The sequence below is a fragment of the Sphingomonas sp. UNC305MFCol5.2 genome, from assembly GCF_000712135.1.
GTDB lineage: Bacteria > Pseudomonadota > Alphaproteobacteria > Sphingomonadales > Sphingomonadaceae > Sphingomonas.
Window position 1 is genome coordinate 104,091 of record NZ_JOOE01000002.1, and the last position, 18,841, is coordinate 122,931.

Below are 18,841 nucleotides of genomic sequence, written 5' to 3' on the forward strand. Positions count from 1 at the left end.
AGTGAGATTTATCGCTACCTTCAAAAGACTGCGATTCTCGCGCGAGCTGTGGCTCGGCGGACACATGTCATTGTTGATGGAGACTCAAGCCGGCGCCGACCACGCGCACCCCCCTCGCCGGAAAAAAATGCCCGTTACCAACGACATGATGCCCATCCAGGCGACGCCTTCGGCCGCGATTACGCGGGGGCCTAAATTCCTATAAGGCAAAAACTATTTTCATATGTGGTCGCCGGAGGGCCCGCCGGCTGAATGAAGACCAACGCAACAAATCCGCTTCAATTCAATCGTAACGCCCGAACCTCCCCAGCGCTCGGACGTCGACTTGGGCTATTTCCTCCGCCGACATTTGCGGGCCGGGTGCCGACTCTCGTCGACGCCCGGCCCGCATGTCGCGACATTCGGATCAGTCGGCCGACTGATCTTCCGCCATGTCCTTGATCTCCCCCTTCGACGCGGTGGAGACCAGCACGTCGCCGGAACCGCTGAAATTGCCGGCGGGGACAGTAGCAAGCCGTTTCCCGACTTCCATCCGCACCGCCTGAACGCGGCCCCGCGCGTCGGTCACGAGGTTCCGGACGGTGCCGATCGTCCGCCCCTTCAGATCGGTGACGTCCATGCCGGGCGCGACCGCGAAGCTGCCGAGCGCCTCGGCTGCGGAGGAGCCGCTCAGCGCGAGTGCGCCGTTGCCAGCCGTTCCGGCCGCCGAGCCGGCAGCCGCTCCGCCGCCGGCGGCCGAGCCCGTCGCGCTGCCGACGCTGCCTATTGCGTTCCGCGCACGATCGCGAGCGCCTCCCGCCAGCTCGCCAGCCGTGCCCGCCGCGCCGCGCACGGCGCTCGTGGTGCTTCCGGTCAAGCTCCGCGCGTCATCGGTGCCGATCAGGTCCGCGTTCGCACTGCCGCCGGCCGAGCCCGAGGCGGCGCCGCTGCCGGACGGGGCCAGCGCGCCAGCCGCGCCGTCGAGCGCGCTGCTCCCGTTCGCATCGCCGCCGCCGGCGGCAGTGACGCGGCCGCTGCGCCGATCCACGTTTGAACTGGCGCGGGCATTGCCGTCGGCATGCGTCGTCGAGCGGGTGGTGGCCGTCACCGGCTCGCGCACCCGATCGATCGTGCCCGAGGGCGCCGAGCCGAGGGTGCCGCCAAGGCCGCCGAGCGAGCCTCCGCCGCCGATCGTGCCGCCGAGGCCGCCGCTACCGCCGAGAAGCTGGGCGGACGCGGGTGCTGCGGAGAAAGCGAGGGCCGCGGCCGTCGCGAGAAAGAGCGTCTTCATCGGGCTTTCCTTTCGCATCAGGGCGCGCAGATCGCGCGCTCTCCCCGAGAACGGATGCCGGTGCCGGCTTAATCCCGCCGGCCGCTCATTTATTCGGCGTCCGGCAATCGCCGCAAACCAGGCCGCGACCGTAGAGCGAGTCGGCCCCGCTTTTGCCGAGATCGCGCGCCTCGCGATCGAGCGCGCGCAATCCACCGGCAATCGCCCCGCTGTCAGGCGCCGCGTAGAAGCGCGCGAGCCGCGCGGCGGCGAAGGGCACTGCGAACGAAGTACCCCGTACCGCCACGGTTCGCCCGGCGAGCCCCGAGGCCAGCATGTCCGCGCCGGGGGCTGCATAATCGAGATGACGCGCGCGGCCGGCTTCGATCAGCGCGCGGTTTCTCCCGTCCACACCTGTCACCGCGAGCGCTTCGGGATAGGAGGCAGGATAAGCGGGCGGCGCGGCCGGGCCGTCATTGCCGACTGCGGCGACGATCACCGTACCGCGCGCCCGCGCCGCCGCGACGACCCGCGCGAGCAGCGGATTGGCGGGTCCGACGAGGCTCACCGCGACCACCGGGATGCGTTGCTGCACCATCCAGCCGATCGCCCGCGCGATCGCAGTCGCGCTTCCACCCGCAGGATCGCGGCCATAGACGTCGGCGACAAGCAGCCGCGCTTGCGGTACCGCGCCGCGGATCGACGGTGCTCCCTGAATCAGCGAAGCGATCGCCGTCGCATGCGCATTCGGGCTGGGCCCGCCCGCCGCGAATGCCTGCTGCACCAGAGGGCCCGTGATCGCGCGCTGGTCCACGCCGCCATCGATAATGCCGATCGACAGCGCTCCGGTCGCCGCAAGAGGCGCCGCACCGCCCGGCCGCGCAGCCGGCATCACGCTGCCGCTCGCGAAGTGCAGCGGATCGGTGGAGACACCGCGCTCGCCGGCGATCGTGCGCATGCGCTTCAGCGCGTCGCGCAGCGACATGCCCGCCGGCACCCGGAAACGTGCATAGCCGATCTCCAGACCTTCGATTGTCTGGCGTTCGAGCAAGGCGAAGCCCGCGACGCCGGCACGGGCAAGCAGTGCCTCGTCGGGATCCTCGACCACGATCTCCCGCGCGCGCACCGGATTGCCGTCGCGATCCAGTTCGATCGCGTCGGGGTGTAATCGCGCGACGCCCTCCAGCCGATCAAGCCGATCGCGGGCGAGCCCCCGCGCGGCACGATCGATCTGCTGCACCAGCGGATCGCGCAGGACCGGAGCGCCGAGATCGCGCACAATGCCGCCGACAGGCCCGGGCAAGGACGGCACCGGCAAAAGTTGCGCATTCGCCCGAACCGGCGCGATGAGCAGCGCCGCGACGAGCAACCAGGGAGGTCGGTTCATCCTTTCGAGTCTAACGCGGGCAAAGATTTGTGTCATGCAGGGATGAAACGGGGGAGCCCGCTCGTTTCATCCGGCAATAGCGAGGAAATCCGCAGAAAGTGGCATTCGAGGACGAGATGGTGGCGCTCCTGCCGCGGTTGCGGCGGTTCGCGCATGCGCTCGCCCGATCGCCGGCCGATGCGGACGATTTGTGCCAGGCTGCGGTCGAGCGGGCGATCAACGCGCGCGCCTCGTGGCAGCCCGGAACGCGACTGGACAGCTGGATGTATCGCATCATGCGCAATCTATGGATCGACACTGCCCGCGCGGCGAACCGTCGCGGCGAGACCTTCGTCGCTGCCGAGCAAGGCGAAACCATCGGCGATAGCGGCGATAGCGCGATCGAGGCGAGCGTCGAGCTTGGCCAGGTGATGCGCGCTATGGCCACCTTGCCCGACGAGCAACGGGAAGCGATCGCGCTCGTCCTTGTCGAGGGCTTCGCGTACAAGGAAGCCGCCGAGATGCTCGAGATTCCGATGGGTACGTTGACCTCGCGCCTTGTGCGCGGACGCACGGCGCTGATGGCGCGGCTGGGGGAAGCGGCATGAATATCGATCCCGAAATGCTGATGGCCTATGTCGACGGCGAACTCGATCCGATCGCGGCGAAGCGAGTCGAGCGCGCCGCCGAGGCCGACGCCGCGCTTGCCGAGGAGATCGCACGGCATCGCCGGATGCGCGCGCGACTGCGTTCGGCGTTCGATCCGATCACATCTGCGCGGCCATCCGATGCGCTCATCGCGATGCTGCGCGCGTCAGGGAAGGTCACCGACATTGCAGAGGTTCGCGCGAAGCGTAGTCGGGCCTTGCCACGCTGGTTGCCCGCGGGTGGCGCGGCGGCGGCGGCGCTCGCGCTGGGGCTCGTGATCGGACGCGGGCTGCCGCAGCCCGAAGGTCCCTTCGCGATGCACGACGAAGCGCTGGTCGCGCGTGGCGAGACCGCAAAGGCGCTCGACACCCAGCTCGCCTCCTCGCAGGCGGCGGGCGCCCCCGTCCGGATCGTGGTGACGTTTCGCCGTACAAACGGCGAATATTGCCGCGCCTTCGAAACGGGCGAGCAGGCCGCGATCGCCTGCCGGCACGAGGGCGGCTGGCAGGTCCAGTCGCTCCGTGGAACGAGCGGGAGCGCCGCTACCGAATATCGTCAGGCCGGCTCGGCGAGTGCGGCGCTGATGGCGGAAGCGCAGGACATGATGGTAGGCGCGCCGTTCGACGCCGCGGGCGAACAATCCGCGATCGCCGCGCACTGGTCGCCGTCGCGGTGAAGCCGCGGGATTAAATCCGCAACGGCCCTCGTTCTCATACGCACGTATCGAGAATGGAGAATGCCATGCATGTGTTTCCGGTTGCCGTCGGCCTGTTGCTCCTCGCCCCTCCGGCGATGGCCCAGCAACGCGCCGAGCCCGTCTCCCGCCCAGGAAATGCCCGGGCGGAGCTGAGCGCCGGTGCCGAATACCAGACCGGGGACTATGGCACCGGGCAGCGGATAGAGAGCCGCTCGGCAATCGCCGGCGCGCGCGTGGTCAAGGGCCGCGTAATCCTGTCTGCCTCACTGCCCTACACCCAGGTCGATGCGCCCGGGAACGTGGTGACGGGCGGCGGCGGACTGTTCGGCCTCCCGATCATCGTCGATCCGACTCGCCCCGCGACGCGTATGCGTCGACGGGGCGTGGGCGACCTGCGGCTGGGCGCTGCATGGGTGGCGCCCCTCAAGGCGGTCGACCTCGCTGCTTATGGTCAGGTGAAGCTGCCGACGGCCAAAACCGGACTGGGCACCGGAAAGGCAGATTATTCGGTGGGCGCCGAGGTCTCGAAACCGCTGGGCGGAGTGACTCCATTCGCGAACGTCACCTACACGATGCCGGGGAGCCCGGACGGCTATCGCCTGCGCGATACCTTGGCAGGGCAAGCGGGGCTGAACGCGGCGCTTGGTTCGGGCGTCTCGGGGCAGATCGCCTATGGCTATGCGCAGAACCCGGGTGCGGCGATGTCCGACGAGCAACTGGTCTCGATGCGGCTCACCACGGGCATCTCGCCAAGGCTTTCGCTGTCGGTGCAAGGCGGCGCGGGCCTGTCGAAAAGCGCGCCCGATACCACGGCAGGCGTGCAGCTCGGCGTTCGCCTGTTCTGAAGGAAGTGCCCGCTGACCTGGAATGCCCTCAAGAAAAGGGAGACTGCTTTCGCTGTTGCAAATCAACTTTGGCCAGTAGAAACTGGTAGCGCTAACAGATCTGCGTTAAGGCGGGACGAAACAGAGGAGAGCTGCGGATGGAATCTTGGGACCAGAATGGAGATTCTGAGGGCATTACGCGGCGTTTTCTGCTGGGGAGTTCTGCAGTGGCGGCGGCCGGATTCGCGGCTCCCGCAGCATCGGCAATGCGCGCGGTACCGGAAGCGCACGCGCATCGTCTCTGGTACAGCCAGCCAGCCAAGGAATGGGTCGAGGCGTTACCGGTCGGGAATGGCCGCGCAGGCGCGATGGTGTTCGGCGGCGTGGCGCGTGAGCGATTGCAGCTGAACGAAGACACGCTCTGGGCCGGGGGGCCGTATGATCCGGTGAATCCCGCGGCGCGTGCGGCGCTGCCGGAGGTGCGCCGCCTGATCTTCGCCGGCCGCTACGCCGAGGCGCAGGCACTCGCCGACGCCAAATTGATGGCTCGGCCGCTGAAGCAAATGCCCTATCAGACCGTCGGCGATCTGTTCATCGAAATGTCCCGGCTCGAAGGAGCCGAGGTGCGCGACTACGAACGCGCGCTCGATCTCGACGCCGCCCTCGCCACTACGCGCTTCACGGCGGACGGCACGCGCTTTCGACGCGAGGTTCTGGCCTGCCCCATCCGGCAGATCATCGCGGTCCGGCTTTCGGCGGACCGGCCGGGCGCGATCAGCTGCGGCATCGGGTTCGCATCGCCGCTGCGGCATGCGCTCGCCATCGACGGCAATACGCTCGTGCTGTCGGGTCGGAACGGCGACAAGGAGGGTGTTGCCGGTGCGCTGCGCTTCGAAGCGCGGGTGTGCGTGATCGCGCGCGGCGGTTCGTTCGCGGCCCGCGACGGGAAGATCGTTCTGCATGGCGCGGACGAGGCGACGCTGCTCATCGCGATCGCGACGAGCTTTCGGCGCTTCGACGATGTCGACGCCGATCCCGCCGCGATCACGCGCGCCCGGCTGGATGCGGCGGCCGCGACTGGCTTCACTACGATCGCGACCGACACCGCGTCGGAACATCGCCGGCTCTACCGCAACGTGCAGCTCGATCTGGGCCGGACGCCCGCCGCCGACCTGCCGACGGATGTCCGCATCCGCACCAGCGAGCAGGCGCACGATCCCGCGCTGGCCGCTCTTTACTTCAACTATGGCCGCTATCTGCTGATCTGCGCCTCGCGGCCGAAGAGCCAGCCCGCCAATCTGCAGGGAATCTGGAACGACAGCCTCAATCCGCCCTGGGGCTCGAAATACACGATCAACATCAACACCGAGATGAACTATTGGCCCGCCGAGATTACCGGCCTCGCCGAGTGCACGGCGCCTTTGATCGAGATGATAAGCCAAATCGCCGAGACGGGCGCGCGGACGGCGCGCGAAATGTACGGCGCAGGCGGATGGGTGGCGCATCACAATACCGATCTGTGGCGCGCGACCGCGCCGATCGACGGCGCGCAATGGGGTCTCTGGCCCACCGGCGGCGCCTGGCTGTGTACCCATTTGTGGAATCGCTACGATTATGGCCGCGACGCGAAATGGCTCGCTACGGTCTATCCGTTGATGCGCGGCGCCGCCGAGTTTTTCGTCGATGTGCTCCAGCGTGACCCGTCGACGGGGTTTCTCGTCACCAATCCTTCCTTGTCCCCCGAAAACCACCACCCGCATGGATCCTCGCTATGCGCGGGTCCGGCGATGGACATGCAGATCCTGCGCGACTTGTTCGAACAAACCGCCGCCGCGGCCGGGGTGCTCGGCATCGACGCGCAATTCGCGGCGCAGCTCCGGACGACACGCACGCAACTCGCACCCGACAAGATCGGTGCGCTCGGGCAGCTGCAGGAATGGCAGGAAGACTGGGATGCGGCCGCTCCCGAGCGTCAGCACAGGCACGTCTCGCATCTTTACGGGCTTTATCCGTCGCACCAGATCAACCTTGAGGAGACCCCTGCCCTCGCGGCGGCCGCCCGACGCTCGCTGGATCTGCGCGGCGATGAATCCACCGGCTGGGCGACTGCGTGGCGAGCAAATCTCTGGGCCCGGCTCGGCGACGGCGAGCGCGCGCACCGGATCCTCCGCTTCCTGCTCGGGCCCGGGCGAACCTACCCCAACATGTTCGACGCGCACCCGCCCTTCCAGATCGACGGCAATTTCGGCGGTGCGGCCGCCATCGCCGAAATGCTGCTGCAAAGCCGGAACGACGAGATATTGCTCCTGCCGGCACTCCCGCGCGCCTGGCCCGATGGATCGGTGCGGGGATTGCGCGCGCGAGGTGCCTGCACCGTCGACCTCGAATGGCGCGCGCACCGGCTGACCCGTGCGACTTTGGTGAGCGCGACGGGCGGCGACTATCAGGTTCGTCTGGGTGCCCGCCGCGTCGCCGCGACGCTCAGGCCGGGACGTCCGCTGCATCTCTCCGGCGCGAGGTTGCGCGCAGCGGAGAGCATTGGATCCGGATGATCATTTGGGAAGCGTGGCTTCCTTCGTAATCGCGAAGCCGGCGCTCTCGCCTGCCACGCCGGTGCTCGGCTGGCCGGAGCCGACGCTGACGCGGTAGTCACCGGCCAGCACCTTGCGCACGCCCTCCATGGTAACCGCACTGAGATCGCGTGGCGAAAGATCGAAGCGAACCGTGCGCGCTTCCCCTGGCTTGAGCGCCACGCGCTGGAAGCCGCGCAGCGCGATCCTCGGCGCGCCCGGATCGTCGGGAAAGTCGAGATAGAGCTGCGACACTTCGTCGCCTGCGCGATCGCCTGCGTTGCGCACCTCGGTCGTCACGCGGAGCCCTTTGTGAGGGCCGCCGCCGACGGGCGTTACCGCGAGCGGTCCATAAGCGAACCGCGTGTAGCTGAGCCCGTAGCCGAAGGGGTAGACGGGCGTGCCGGTGAAGTAGCGATAGGTGCGTCCGGCCATCGAATAATCCCCGAACGGCGGCAGATCGTCGAGGCTCCGATAGAAGGTCAGCGGCAGGCGGCCCGATGGATTGGTGCGGCCCGAGAGAATGTTGCCGATCGCGAGCCCGCCAGCCTGCCCCGGATACCAGGCCTCGAGGATCGCCGCGACGTTGTTCTTTGCCCAGGAGAGATCGAGAGGGCTGCCATTCATTGCGACGAGGACGATCGGCTTGCCCGTTGCCTTCGCCTGGACGAGGAGCGCCTGCTGATCGGGCGGCAGGCCGAGCGAAGTTTTGTCACCACCCTCGAAGCCGGGAATCTTTACCGGCGATTCCTCGGCTTCGAGATCCGACGTCAGACCCACCACCGCGACAAGCACGTCCGCCTGCGCCGCAGCGGCTTGCAGGTCACGCTCGGGCGCAGTCGATATGCGTTTCCAGACGAGGCCCACCCCGGTCGTTCCGGTGTGCGCATCGCCGGTGACGACGATGGGGTAGCGGCGCCCCTTTTCGAGCCGCATCGTCTTCATCGTGGGAAGGCTGCCCCATGGCGCATCCTTGAGATCGACGAAGGGCTTCCCCTCGAAGCGCAGCGAGCCGCTCATGAAGCCGGACAGTCCGAGCCGATAGCTGCCGGTCTCGGGAGGGACGAGAAAGCCGGTCCATACGACCCGGTGATGGTCGGACACCTGAGCGAGATCGAGGCTGCGCCCGTTGACGCTCGCTTCGACGCGCGAGGCTACCGGCTCTGCGGCAAAGCGCGCATTGCCGACAAAGGCCTTGAACTCTCCCGGAGCGAAACGCGCCGGCGGCGTCCCCACGATGTTGTAATACTGTGCCAGCAGCCCTGCGCGACCGTCAGGCGCGCGCAGCGCGGTCGTGGGGATCGGGTCACCGTCGGTGTAGGTTTCGCCGAACGGCACATAGTCGACGTGGGCGCCGGGTAGCGTGCGGCGCAGGCCCTCGAGCACCGAGATTGGGGTTCCGGACAGCGGTGACGAGTAGTTCCCGCGCAAGACGCGGGTCGCATCCCCCAGCGGGCCGATCACTGCGATCCGAAGTCCGGGTCGCAGCGGCAGGATGCCGTCGTTCTTGAGGAGGACGAGGCTCTTTTCGGCCGCAGCAAGTGCAGTTGCACCATGTTCCGGCGCACCGACGGCTGCGACGTCGCCAGCGGGTTTGCGTATTCCGGGCAAGTCACCGACACGATAGCGCGCCGCGAACAGGCGTGTGAGGGCTCGATCGATATCGGCTTCGGTAATCAGACCGCGGGACAGCGCCTCGCGATAGCGCTCGCCGAGGCCGGCGGTGTCGGAGAGCGTCGCCCCATGGCATTCGCTGTCGACCCCGGCGCGCAACGCCGCTGCCACGGCCGTCGCGCTGTCCGGCGCATAATGATGGTTGTCGCTGATGTCCTTGACCGCATCGCAGTCGGAGACAACGTAGCCGGTGAAGCCCCAGGCACCCCTAAGATACTCGCCGAGCAGCATGTCGCTGGCACAGGCCGGCTGGCCGTCGATGCGGTTGTAGGCGCACATCACCGATCCTGCCCTGCCCTCGACGATGGCCGCGCGGAAAGCCGGCAGATAGGTGTCCTCGAGATCATGGCGCGACACGAAGACGTTCGCACTGTGGCGCGTCGATTCCGGCCCGCTATGCACGGCGAAATGCTTCGGCGTGGCGATCACTCGCGGCAGCGCGGCATCGGGGCCCTGCATGCCGGTCACATATGCAACCCCCATCCGCGCGGCGAGAAACGGGTCCTCGCCAAAGGTCTCCTGGCCCCTGCCCCAGCGCGGATCGCGGAAGATGTTGATGTTGGGCGACCACGTGTCGAGCCCGGTGCCGATCCTGCCCATCCGCCCGGTCTGCCGCGCCAGGGCGTGAAGGCCCTGCACTTCGGTGCTGATCGCGCCGGCGACTTGCTTGACGAGCGGAGCGTCGAAGGTGGCGGCGAGCCCTATCGGCTCGGGAAAATTGGTCGTCGGCAAGGATCCCAACGCGCCGTGGAGCGATTCCGTCCACCAATTATAGGCAGGCACGTCGAGCCGCGGGATCGCGGGGGCGGTGTTCAGCAGCTGGTCAACCTTCTCGTCGAGCGACAATTTGCCGACGAGCTCGGCTGCCAACCGATCCGCCCGCGCCTGGGCATTCGCCGTTTGGGTGTCTTGGGCAGCGACCGGCGGAATGCAGGACATCCCCGCCAGCAGGGACGCCGCGAGAATGGCCGAGGATCGCTTCATGGGATGCCTTTCCTGTGCGGGTACGGAAGACCGATCAGACCGGCTGGAAACCATGTTCATGGACCTTGCGGATCAGATCGCGATGCCGTGGCAGGCCGACCCGCAGCCGCTCGGTCTGCGCAGCGTTCTCCCGCGTCGCGCGTTCGGCGAGCCGCGCCTCGTCCGCGATCGCGCCCGGCTCGACTTCTGTGCGGAAGTCCATGCCGTAGAGCACATATTGATAGCTGGCCGGCGGGAAGACTTCCTCGATCCGGTCGAACTCGTCGTGGAACCAAGGGGGCTGGTATTTCCACAGGAGCATCAGTTCCTGGAGCCGATCGGGTATGCTCTCGGTGCGCACATTGTCGCGCCAGAAATCGCTGTCGGTCCGTTGGGTCAGGACGTAATGGAGCTTGAGGAAATCGATGATCCGGCCCCAGCGATAATGCGTCGTCGCATTGAAGCGCGAAGCGACGACATCCATGACCTCGCGGCACACCGGCATCTGTTCGGCGATGAGTTTCGCCGACAGCTCGATCAGCACGATCGCGGAGGATTCGAGCGGCTCGAGGAACCCAGCGGCAAGGCCCACGGCGACGCAATTGCCCTTCCAGAACGTCTCGCGATGGCCGGAGCGGATCCTGATCTTGCGAACGGAAAGGTCCTTTCCCGCGTCTCCCAGATACGCGCGCAGCTCGCGCTCGGCCTCATCGTCGGAAATGTGGTGGCTCGAGAAAACATGGCCGGTGCCCCGGCGGGTCGGCAGGCCGATATCCCATATCCAGCCGGCGGATTGAGCAGTGGAGGTAGTGTGCGAGGCGATCGGGCTGTCCTCTCGATCATACGGCACCTGGACCGCGAGCGCAGTGTCGCAGAACAGCACGTCGGAGCAGTCACGGAACGGCACGCCGAGCGCGTCGCCGAGGAGAAGCGCGCGGAAACCCGTGCAGTCGACGAAGAGATCGCCCTCGATCTCGCCCGTCTGTTCGGTCTCGACGCTCCTGATGTCGCCGCCTTCGGTCAGGTGAACGCGCCGGACATCCGCCAGGACATGCCGCACGCCGAGCTTCTCGCAGCAATGGCGCTGAAGGAAGGGCGCGAACTTTCCGGCGTCGAGATGGTAGGCGTAATTGGCGACGGCGTCATATTCGGGCGTGGCGATCGTCTTGGGCGCGAGCCCGGCGTCGCAGATACGACCTTGCGGCGAAACCGCATCGCAGAAGCTGCCCGGCATCGATCCAGCCAGCCAATGCGGCACGAGATTGAGCTGGTGAAAGCTCTGCGGCAGCATGAGCGGATGATAATAAGCGTCGTCAGGCGCGCCCGTCGTCCAGCGCGCGAAGCTGGCGCCCTGCTTGAACGCCGCGTCGCACTCGCGAAAGAAATCGGTTTCGGAGACACCGATCTTCGAGAGCGTCGTTCGCAGCGTCGGCCAGGTCCCCTCGCCCACGCCGATGATCGGAGTCGTGGGGGACTCAACAAGGGTGACCGTGAAGCCGGCGGCCATCCGGCCCCGGTGCTTCGCCGCGATGATCCCGGCGGTCAGCCATCCGGCGGTTCCGCCACCGACGACGACGATGTTCTTGATCGGACGCATGCGCGCAATCTTCAGCGACAAAGCCCGGGGGTGTCAAAGACACCCCCGGCCAAGGGGAAAAGGGTCAGAGCTTGATGCGGAGACCCGCGGTAAATCGCCGCCCATACCCGAAGACGTCGAGCAGCTGGTTGTTGTACCGGCCATGCGTGCTCATCGTCTCGTTGGTGATGTTCAGTGCCTCACCGAAGACATTGATGTTCTTGGTGATCTGGTAGCTGGCACTGAGATCGATCTGCGTGCTTGCATTGACGAAGGTCGGCTCTGCTCCGAACGCGCCGGTGTTCTGCACCTGGCCGAATTGCAGCAGATATTCGTCGCGCCAGTTGAGTGCCGCGCGGAACTCGAACCCGTATTTGTCGAAGAAGCCGACGAAGTTCGCCGAGTTCGCGAGGCCCGTCACGGCGAACCCGCTCTGGCTGATGTCATTGCGGTCATAGGGCTTGTTCGTCTCCACGAACGTGCCGTTGGCAATGAAACCGAAGCCCGAATCCCCGAAAGTGTGCTGCAGCGCCAGCTCGACACCCCGAACCGTCGCGTCCGGACCGTTTACGCGCTGGGAAACGCTAAACTGCGCCGCCTGTCCGGTCGATGGATCGGTGACTCCGTTGATCGTCTGGCGCTGCGTGCCCTGAACGATGAAGTTCGAGACGTTCTTCAGGAAGAAGTTCACCGACGCATAGGAATTGCGCTGATAATACCATTCCGCCGCGGCATCGAAATTGTCGGAGAGATACGGCTGCAACAGGGGGTTGCCGCCATCCGCGGTCAGCGCTCCCACGCGCTGGCCCGAGCCGATGTTGAGCACCGGCGTCAGCAGATTGAGCGTCGGCCGCGTCAACGTGCGCGAGGCATCGAAGCGCAACACCAGCTTGGGCGTGAGCTCGAGCTTCATGTCCACCGCGGGCAGCAGATAGCTGTAGCTGTTCCGCGTCGTCACTTGCTGCGACGGGCCGAAGTTGACCGTGAGCAATGTCGGGTCAGTCGTGCTCGGCGTGATCGAAGTCGGCAAACGGCCGACGCCGGTGGAGGCGAGCTTGGTCGATTCCTGACGCACGCCGGCGTTGAAGTGGAACGGCATGCCGGCGATTTCGGTCTTGTACTTCGCCGATAAGAAGAGCGACCAGGTTTTCTCATTGATGTTGCGATAGCTGCCGACATCGTTCGCGACATCGAACGTGCCGGTGAAGGCAGTGCCGCAACAACCGTAATTATAGCCCGGAATCGTCTTCGTTTGCGGGTTGCCGAGCCCGGTAAGGAAGTTTTGAAACGCGACCGCCGAGAAATCGAGCAGCGTGGGTGGAAGCGTGCCGCTGAACCCAGGGATGAAGTTCGCGGTGCTGACGGTACGGTCATAAAGGCTCGTCGGAATGGCGACGCCACCCGTCGTTCCCGATGCCGGCCCATAGCCTGAATAGGCCTGCCAGAAGTTGTTCGCGAAAGTGTTGGCACTGCGGAATTTGAACGTATCGTCGACATAGGATCCGCCGATCGACAGGGTCAGATCGTCCTGCGTCCATTTGGCGCGCAGACGGCCTTGCTTGATCGTGTCGGTATTCTTGTTCGCAATGTTGACGGTGACGTGCGACCCAATCGCCGACGTGTCCGCCCAGCGAGCCGGGTTTCCACTGACGCCGTAATTGTGCAGTGACGGAATTACTTCGTCGCTGTCGCCCGTGATCGCGATACCCAACGCAGGGCCGATCCCGAACCCGTATCCGACATCGGCGCCCTTGCCATTGACGCGTCCGTCGGGGTTCAGCCAGCTACGCGAGAGGCTGCCGTCCGCCTCGATTTCGAGGTTCTGGGTCGCGTCCCACTTCACGTTGAGCCCGGTCTGGTTGCTCCGCCGCCAGTTGCTGTCGGTGCCCGCCGTGAAGTCGGTCTGCGAGCCGGACTGCGTGAAATCCAGCGGCACGCCATTCTCGTCGAGCTTCACGTTGCGCAGCGAGCCCTGGTTGAACCAGATTCCGAAACCGAAAGTATCGGTGTTGATCCGCTGGTCGGAATAATTGTTGTCGACCGTCAGCAGCAGATCATCAGAGGGTTGCCATTGAACGGCGATGCGCCCGTCGATGCGCTCATCCTTCGCATAGGATTGCTGCGCACCATATTGCTGCTCGAAGAAGCCGACGATCGTCTGTTGCTGCGATGCCGGCGCGGTCGTGTTGGTCGTCGGGTTGCAGGTCGCAGCCGTACTGCCGGCGAGCTGGCATGGCGCATAGCGACCGCCTGGGAAACCATGGACGAACACATTGTTCGTGCGCGTGTCGTGCCGCGTGTAGATCACGCTGGCGAGGATCCCGAACCTGTCGTCCGCGAAGCTGTCGCTGATCAGCAGGCCGCCGGAAGGCACGATGCGCTTCGAATAATTCTGGATCGATCCCGAGGCAGATGCCGCAAGCCGAAACCCGGGACGGTCGAGCGGCTTGGGATAGGCGATGTCGATGGTCGCGCCGATCGAATTTGCCGCAACCGTCACGTCGGGGGTCTTGTACACGGTGAGCGCACCGATGAAGTCCGAACCGACGGTGCTGAAGTCGATCGAACGCCCGCCGGTCGCAGTGGCGAGGCGCCGCCCGTCCACAAGCGTCTCGTTGAAGTCGCCACCGAAGCCGCGGATCGTCACGCCGTTCGCCTCGCCGCGCACACCGTCGCGCTGGATCGAGACGCCGGGCAGGCGCTGCAGTGAGGCAGCGACATTGGAATCGGGGAACTTGCCGATATCCTCGGACGAAATGACGTCGACGACTCCCGAAGCCTCGCGTTTGGCGTCGAGATTGCGCTGGAGCGAGCCGCGGATACCGGTGACGACGATCTCGTCCTGTTCGGCTTCGGTAAGGCCCGTCGCTGGCGCCTCGAGTGTCTGGTCCTGAGCGCCGTTCGCCGGCGAGTCAGGGCCTGCCGTGTGGGGGGCGCCACGTTCCTCTCCGGGCATCGGAGTGGAAGACGCAAACGCGGGCAAACTCAATGTTAGCGCTACCAAACTTGAAGCACAAAAAAGCGCCAATTTGGCCGTCGAACTCGCGCCCGATGCATTTGTACGTGTAATTATGTCTTTCATGCCGATACCCCCTCCTTGTGGTATTGACGGGTGGCACGCCGGATCGCCGGCGCGGACTCGCGCATATGACGGTCAAAAGCCGCTTTTATCATCGAGATAGGTGTCAACGGGCGCCCGCGGACGAACCGCCGGCAGCTACAGCATCCTCCTCGATCCATCTTCTGCGAATCTGCGGACACATTAGCCAGCAACGTTAGCGCTATCAACAATAATTTGTAGGCGTATATAACTATCCCGCAGAGCGTTGACCTCGCGTCGCTTTCAGCATCGAATGGCGCGAATTTTTTGGACGCCCGCGTCAGGAGGGGGAATGCAGAGAGAGCTCGAATTGCTGGATACCGAGGCGCACCGCAGCCTTCGTATCGCGCGAGGCCAGGAGATCGCGCCCCATTTCGTGCAGGTGGTCGTCTCGGAATTCGCCTCGGCAGCGACTTGCTGTCCGATCCTGTTGACCAAAAATCCCGACACCGGCGCATTTTATGCCGGAGCAATGTACGGGTTCAAACCGGGCGAGAACCTGTTGCAGTATCCAGCCGGGGAAGCACGGCCTTATCATCCGCTCGACCTCGAGCGTCAGGGCTTCTTCATCTCCGCGGACAGCATCGCAATCGACCCGCACCATGCGCGGTTCGACGCGCCTGACGGCGAACCGCTCTTTACCGAAAGCGGTGCGCCGAGCGAACGGCTGCGGCGGATCCAGCAGGTGCTGCGTCAATTGAAAACGGGCGTGGAGGAGACCGACAGGTTCATCCAGACGCTGCTCTCGCACCGCGTTGTCGATCCCGTCGACATCAGCTTGCGTTTCGACGACGGCGAGGCGCTGGCGCTGCAGGGGCTTTATACGGTGAGTCTCGACAGTTTGCAGGAACTCGACGACGCCGCCGTGCTGGAACTGTTCCGGCGCGGATATCTGCAGCTGGCTTACTGCATGGCCGAATCGCTCAAGCAGATCCCCGCCCTCGCCTGGCGCCGCAATCGCCGCCTCGCGGCTGTCCCGGGATAGTTCGGGTGCGCGAGATTTCCGCCGAACCGGGGCTCGATCCCGAAAGTTTTCAACGGGAAGTTGCCGAAAACTGCGCACCCGTCATTCTGCGGGGGCTCGGACAAGATTGGCCCCTCGTCGCGGCGGCGCGAACCTCGCGCGATGCATTGTTCGCCTATCTTCAGCGCTTCGACTCAGGTCAGACCGCGCAAGCCTTTATCGGGCCGCCCGCGATCGCGGGGCGCTATCACTACGGAACCGGCCCCGACGGCTTCAATTTCGCGCGCGAAACGCTCTCGCTCTCGGAGACCCTGCGGCGCATTGCAGCCGCTGGCGACCGACCCGAACTGCCTTCGATCTATATGGGATCCTTGCCCACGGATGTTCACCTGCCGGGCTTTGGAGACGAGAATCGCGTAGCCTTCCTGCCCCCCGCGATCCGCCCACGCATCTGGATCGGCAACGCGTCGCGGGTCGCGTGCCACTATGACACCTATGACAATCTGGCGCTGGTTGCCGCGGGACGGCGACGCTTCACCCTGTACCCACCCGATGCGATAGGCGACCTCTATGTCGGGCCGATCGACCATAATATGGCCGGCCAGCCGGTCAGCCTTGCGGCCGACTTGACGGAGGCCGATCCGCATTTTCCGCGGTTCGAAGCGGCCCGCCCGCGGGCGCTGCATGCCGAGCTCGAAATCGGCGACGCACTCTACATCCCCAAGCTCTGGTGGCACCAGGTCGAGGCGACTGGGCCGGCGAACGTGCTGGTGAATTACTGGTGGGACGGGTTCAGCACCGGCCCCGATGCGCCCTATGCGACGATGATGCTCGCGATGATCGCCATCGCCGAGCGCCCGGCCGCCGAGCGTGCGGCCTGGCGTGCCTTTTTCGATCACTATGTCTTTCGTCCCGATGGCCATCCGCTCGCGCATCTGCCCGAGGAACGGCACGGCATATTGGGCCCGCTGCGCAACCATTACGGCCGGATTCGCGCGATGGTGATGCAGGTCCTGCGCGGCGGATGATCGACGCCGCGCAGGACCCGCGCGTCATTGTTTGACGGGATATTCGAAGATCGTCACCGATATCGGATCGACGGTGATCGTGCGTCCAAGCGCCGGCACCCGCTTCTCGCTGATCGTCACGCCTTCCGGTTTACCGACCTTATTCTCGGCGTCGATCGATCCGCCGGTGAGCACCCATCGGGTGCCCGCGCCGGCCGGTTTGAGACCCCGCGGCTCGAGCAGCAGCCGCTGCGGCTTGTAGGTAGCGTTCACCACCGCGATGCGCAGCCGCTTGCCGTCGGGGCTCAGCCCGGCGAGGACGTCGAGCGGCCAGGTCGCGCTTCCGGCATTCACCTGCGGATGCGCGAAGCCGACCCGATATTTGGGGTCCGGCTGGGGAACGTTACCTTCGACCGACAGCGGGATCGTGCCGGCGCCGAACCGTTCTCCGTATAATTTGAACACAGTGCCCGTAGTGTTGAGCGTCGCCGCGGTAGGCGTGATGTCCATCGTCGAGGCACCTGTAGTGAAGGCGCTCATCGTCAGGAAATCGGTGTGCCGCAACATCTCCTGCATCACCATCGCATAAGCGAGCGCGTTCTTGAGCGTCGGCTTGCCGAAATAGGCATATTCGTCGATCGACAGGAAGATCTTGCGATCCTTGATCGCGGGGAAACGCTGCTGATAGATCTTCCACTCCTCCGCCTTCATCCGCACGTGATTGGAGGGCGAGCGCGCATATTCGATCAGCTCTGCATCGGCGGGAGCCGTCGGGCGCTCTTCGGGGCGATCATACCAATGCTCGCTGATGCCGTCGAACGTGCCCATTGCCTTGGCGAAGAAGCCGCCGGTCCAGTCCTCCTCGGTTCCAAACTTGTGCTGGATGCTCTCGAGCGACGCATTCTCCTTGAAATCACGCGGATGGAGCTGGTCGGGCATCGCGCCGGAGGCGATGAGCACGATCGAAGGGTCGACCGCACGCATCCGCTCGGCGAACGCGCGATGCTTGATCATATAATATTCGAGGCTGGTCTTGCCGATCTGCCACCAGCCATAGGGCTCGTTGCCGATATTCCAGAGCCGGACGCCATAGGGTTCGGGATGGCCATTGGCCGCGCGCTTCGCACCCCAGTCGCTGGTCGCCGGGCCGTTGAGATACTCCACTTCTTCCGCGGCGGAATTGGCGTCGCCCAAACCGGCATCGACAGTGACATAGGGCTCGACGCCCAGAATCCGGGTGAGCCGCATCCATTCGTCCATGCCGATATCGTTCGGCTGCATGGCGCTCCAGGCATGATCGAACATCGGCGCGCGGCGATCGCGAGGGCCGAGTGCGCCGTGCCAATCCCAGTTGGAGAGGAAATTGCCGCCGGGCAGCCGCCAGAAGCCCGAGTTCAGCGATTTCGCGATGGCCGTCGTGTCCGCGCGCCAGCCATCGACATTATCGGAAGGCATCAGCGAGACCGCAGCCACCCGGAAGCGGCCAGTGCCGGTTCCCGTGATCTCGAGCCGCGCGTCGGCGGAGTCGGCGGCGGGCGTGAAAGCGAAGTCGACGCGTTGCCATGCAGGTCCGGCGCCGGGCAGCGTCACGACCTGTCGGTCGCCGTCGCCGACACCCCAGATCAGCGCGACCTGCACCTTGGCCGTCGTGTCGCCGGACAGCCATAGCGATCCCTCATAGCGCGTGTTCCGTGCAACCCCGATGCCTGACTGCGTCAGTCCGCGCGGCCTCTCCCCGACCGCCACGCTCGGGCTGTGTGGTCCGACGAACGGATCCCGGCTGTCCATCTTCACTACATCGTCGCCGCCGATCGGGCGCCACTTGCGATAGGTGACCCCGGGCCGACCCTCCGCGTTCAGCGGCGGCGGAATGTCCTGCGCCTCGGGCACGACCGGATAGTAGAATTTGCGGTCGTCGAGCATCTCCGCCCACAAGGTGCGTGCCACCAGCCCGCCGATGGGCTCGATGAACATGCCATAGGCATAACGCGTGACCGGCGCCGCACGCTTCGAGCCATGGATGGTGACGCGGATTTCCTGTGCGCCCAGCGGCGCACTCCCCGCGAGAATCAACACGAGCGTCGCCGCTCTCGCCGCCAGCCTCATCCATCCCTCCATTGTGTTATTTGCTATTACCGTTATTCGTAACGGTAGCGCTAACATTGCACCAGCCCCGTTTCGGCAATTTGTCCGAGTGCCGGGC

General features: G+C 65.5%; 12 protein-coding genes. 6 read left to right on the forward strand and 6 right to left on the reverse strand.

What is annotated here, in order from left to right; genetic code table 11:
• Positions 1 to 406: 406 nt before the first annotated feature.
• Positions 407 to 1,270 (reverse strand): hypothetical protein, encoded by an 864-nt coding sequence (locus BR78_RS0107785; RefSeq protein WP_051683263.1) that lies wholly within the window; start codon positions 1,268 to 1,270, stop codon positions 407 to 409.
• Positions 1,271 to 1,355: 85 nt separating this feature from the next.
• The gene (locus BR78_RS0107790) at positions 1,356 to 2,636 is read right to left on the reverse strand and encodes a S8 family serine peptidase (RefSeq protein ID WP_025559930.1); all 1,281 of its coding nucleotides are present in this window, start codon (positions 2,634 to 2,636) and stop codon (positions 1,356 to 1,358) included.
• Positions 2,637 to 2,734: 98 nt separating this feature from the next.
• Here BR78_RS0107790 and BR78_RS0107795 point away from each other — a divergent pair, with 98 nt between their 5' ends.
• From BR78_RS0107795 to BR78_RS0107810, 4 genes are all read left to right on the forward strand, one after another.
• Entirely contained in the window at positions 2,735 to 3,223 is a 489-nt protein-coding gene (locus tag BR78_RS0107795; RefSeq protein ID WP_025559931.1) for an RNA polymerase sigma factor, read from the forward strand.
• Positions 3,220 to 3,939 (forward strand): hypothetical protein, encoded by a 720-nt coding sequence (locus BR78_RS0107800; RefSeq protein WP_025559932.1) that lies wholly within the window; start codon positions 3,220 to 3,222, stop codon positions 3,937 to 3,939. The genes BR78_RS0107795 and BR78_RS0107800 overlap by 4 nt, the downstream gene beginning before the upstream one ends.
• A 65-nt stretch (positions 3,940 to 4,004) precedes the next feature.
• The gene (locus tag BR78_RS0107805; protein WP_025559933.1) at positions 4,005 to 4,805 is read left to right on the forward strand and encodes a transporter; all 801 of its coding nucleotides are present in this window, start codon (positions 4,005 to 4,007) and stop codon (positions 4,803 to 4,805) included.
• A gap of 206 nt (positions 4,806 to 5,011) precedes the next feature.
• Positions 5,012 to 7,336, forward strand: a complete 2,325-nt coding sequence (locus tag BR78_RS0107810; RefSeq protein ID WP_025559934.1) for a glycoside hydrolase family 95 protein — start codon at positions 5,012 to 5,014, stop codon at positions 7,334 to 7,336.
• Here BR78_RS0107810 and BR78_RS0107815 read toward each other — a convergent pair whose 3' ends face one another.
• The 3 genes from BR78_RS0107815 to BR78_RS0107825 form a co-directional block, all read right to left on the reverse strand.
• On the reverse strand, positions 7,337 to 10,012 hold the full coding sequence (locus tag BR78_RS0107815; RefSeq protein ID WP_025559935.1) for a glycoside hydrolase family 3 C-terminal domain-containing protein: 2,676 nt from the start codon (positions 10,010 to 10,012) through the stop codon (positions 7,337 to 7,339).
• 34 nt (positions 10,013 to 10,046) lie between these two features.
• A complete protein-coding gene (locus tag BR78_RS0107820) occupies positions 10,047 to 11,588 on the reverse strand; it encodes a tryptophan halogenase family protein (RefSeq protein ID WP_025559936.1) in 1,542 nt (513 codons plus the stop codon).
• A 64-nt stretch (positions 11,589 to 11,652) separates the two neighbouring features.
• Positions 11,653 to 14,523 (reverse strand): TonB-dependent receptor, encoded by a 2,871-nt coding sequence (locus BR78_RS0107825; RefSeq protein WP_081855696.1) that lies wholly within the window; start codon positions 14,521 to 14,523, stop codon positions 11,653 to 11,655.
• A 397-nt stretch (positions 14,524 to 14,920) separates the two neighbouring features.
• Here BR78_RS0107825 and BR78_RS0107830 point away from each other — a divergent pair, with 397 nt between their 5' ends.
• Positions 14,921 to 15,652 carry a SapC family protein gene (locus BR78_RS0107830; protein ID WP_231478204.1) on the forward strand — a complete coding sequence of 244 codons (732 nt, stop codon included), beginning with the start codon at positions 14,921 to 14,923 and terminating at the stop codon, positions 15,650 to 15,652.
• A 14-nt stretch (positions 15,653 to 15,666) separates the two neighbouring features.
• Positions 15,667 to 16,659 carry a cupin-like domain-containing protein gene (locus tag BR78_RS0107835; protein WP_231478240.1) on the forward strand — a complete coding sequence of 331 codons (993 nt, stop codon included), beginning with the start codon at positions 15,667 to 15,669 and terminating at the stop codon, positions 16,657 to 16,659.
• Positions 16,660 to 16,683: 24 nt separating this feature from the next.
• Here BR78_RS0107835 and BR78_RS0107840 read toward each other — a convergent pair whose 3' ends face one another.
• Positions 16,684 to 18,744 carry an alpha-L-arabinofuranosidase C-terminal domain-containing protein gene (locus BR78_RS0107840; RefSeq protein ID WP_025559940.1) on the reverse strand — a complete coding sequence of 687 codons (2,061 nt, stop codon included), beginning with the start codon at positions 18,742 to 18,744 and terminating at the stop codon, positions 16,684 to 16,686.
• Positions 18,745 to 18,841: the final 97 nt, after the last annotated feature.

Bases quoted from the DNA above. Each gene is read 5' to 3' on its own strand.
- BR78_RS0107820 (WP_025559936.1), bottom strand. From the start codon at position 11,588: ATGCGTCCGATCAAGAACATCGTCGTCGTCGGTGGCGGAACCGCCGGA.
- BR78_RS0107815 (WP_025559935.1), bottom strand. From the start codon at position 10,012: ATGAAGCGATCCTCGGCCATTCTCGCGGCGTCCCTGCTGGCGGGGATG.
- BR78_RS0107800 (WP_025559932.1), top strand. From the start codon at position 3,220: ATGAATATCGATCCCGAAATGCTGATGGCCTATGTCGACGGCGAACTC.
- BR78_RS0107805 (WP_025559933.1), top strand. From the start codon at position 4,005: ATGCATGTGTTTCCGGTTGCCGTCGGCCTGTTGCTCCTCGCCCCTCCG.
- BR78_RS0107830 (WP_231478204.1), top strand. From the start codon at position 14,921: ATGGCGCGAATTTTTTGGACGCCCGCGTCAGGAGGGGGAATGCAGAGA.
- BR78_RS0107840 (WP_025559940.1), bottom strand. From the start codon at position 18,744: ATGAGGCTGGCGGCGAGAGCGGCGACGCTCGTGTTGATTCTCGCGGGG.
- BR78_RS0107790 (WP_025559930.1), bottom strand. From the start codon at position 2,636: ATGAACCGACCTCCCTGGTTGCTCGTCGCGGCGCTGCTCATCGCGCCG.
- BR78_RS0107785 (WP_051683263.1), bottom strand. From the start codon at position 1,270: ATGAAGACGCTCTTTCTCGCGACGGCCGCGGCCCTCGCTTTCTCCGCA.
- BR78_RS0107825 (WP_081855696.1), bottom strand. From the start codon at position 14,523: ATGCCCGGAGAGGAACGTGGCGCCCCCCACACGGCAGGCCCTGACTCG.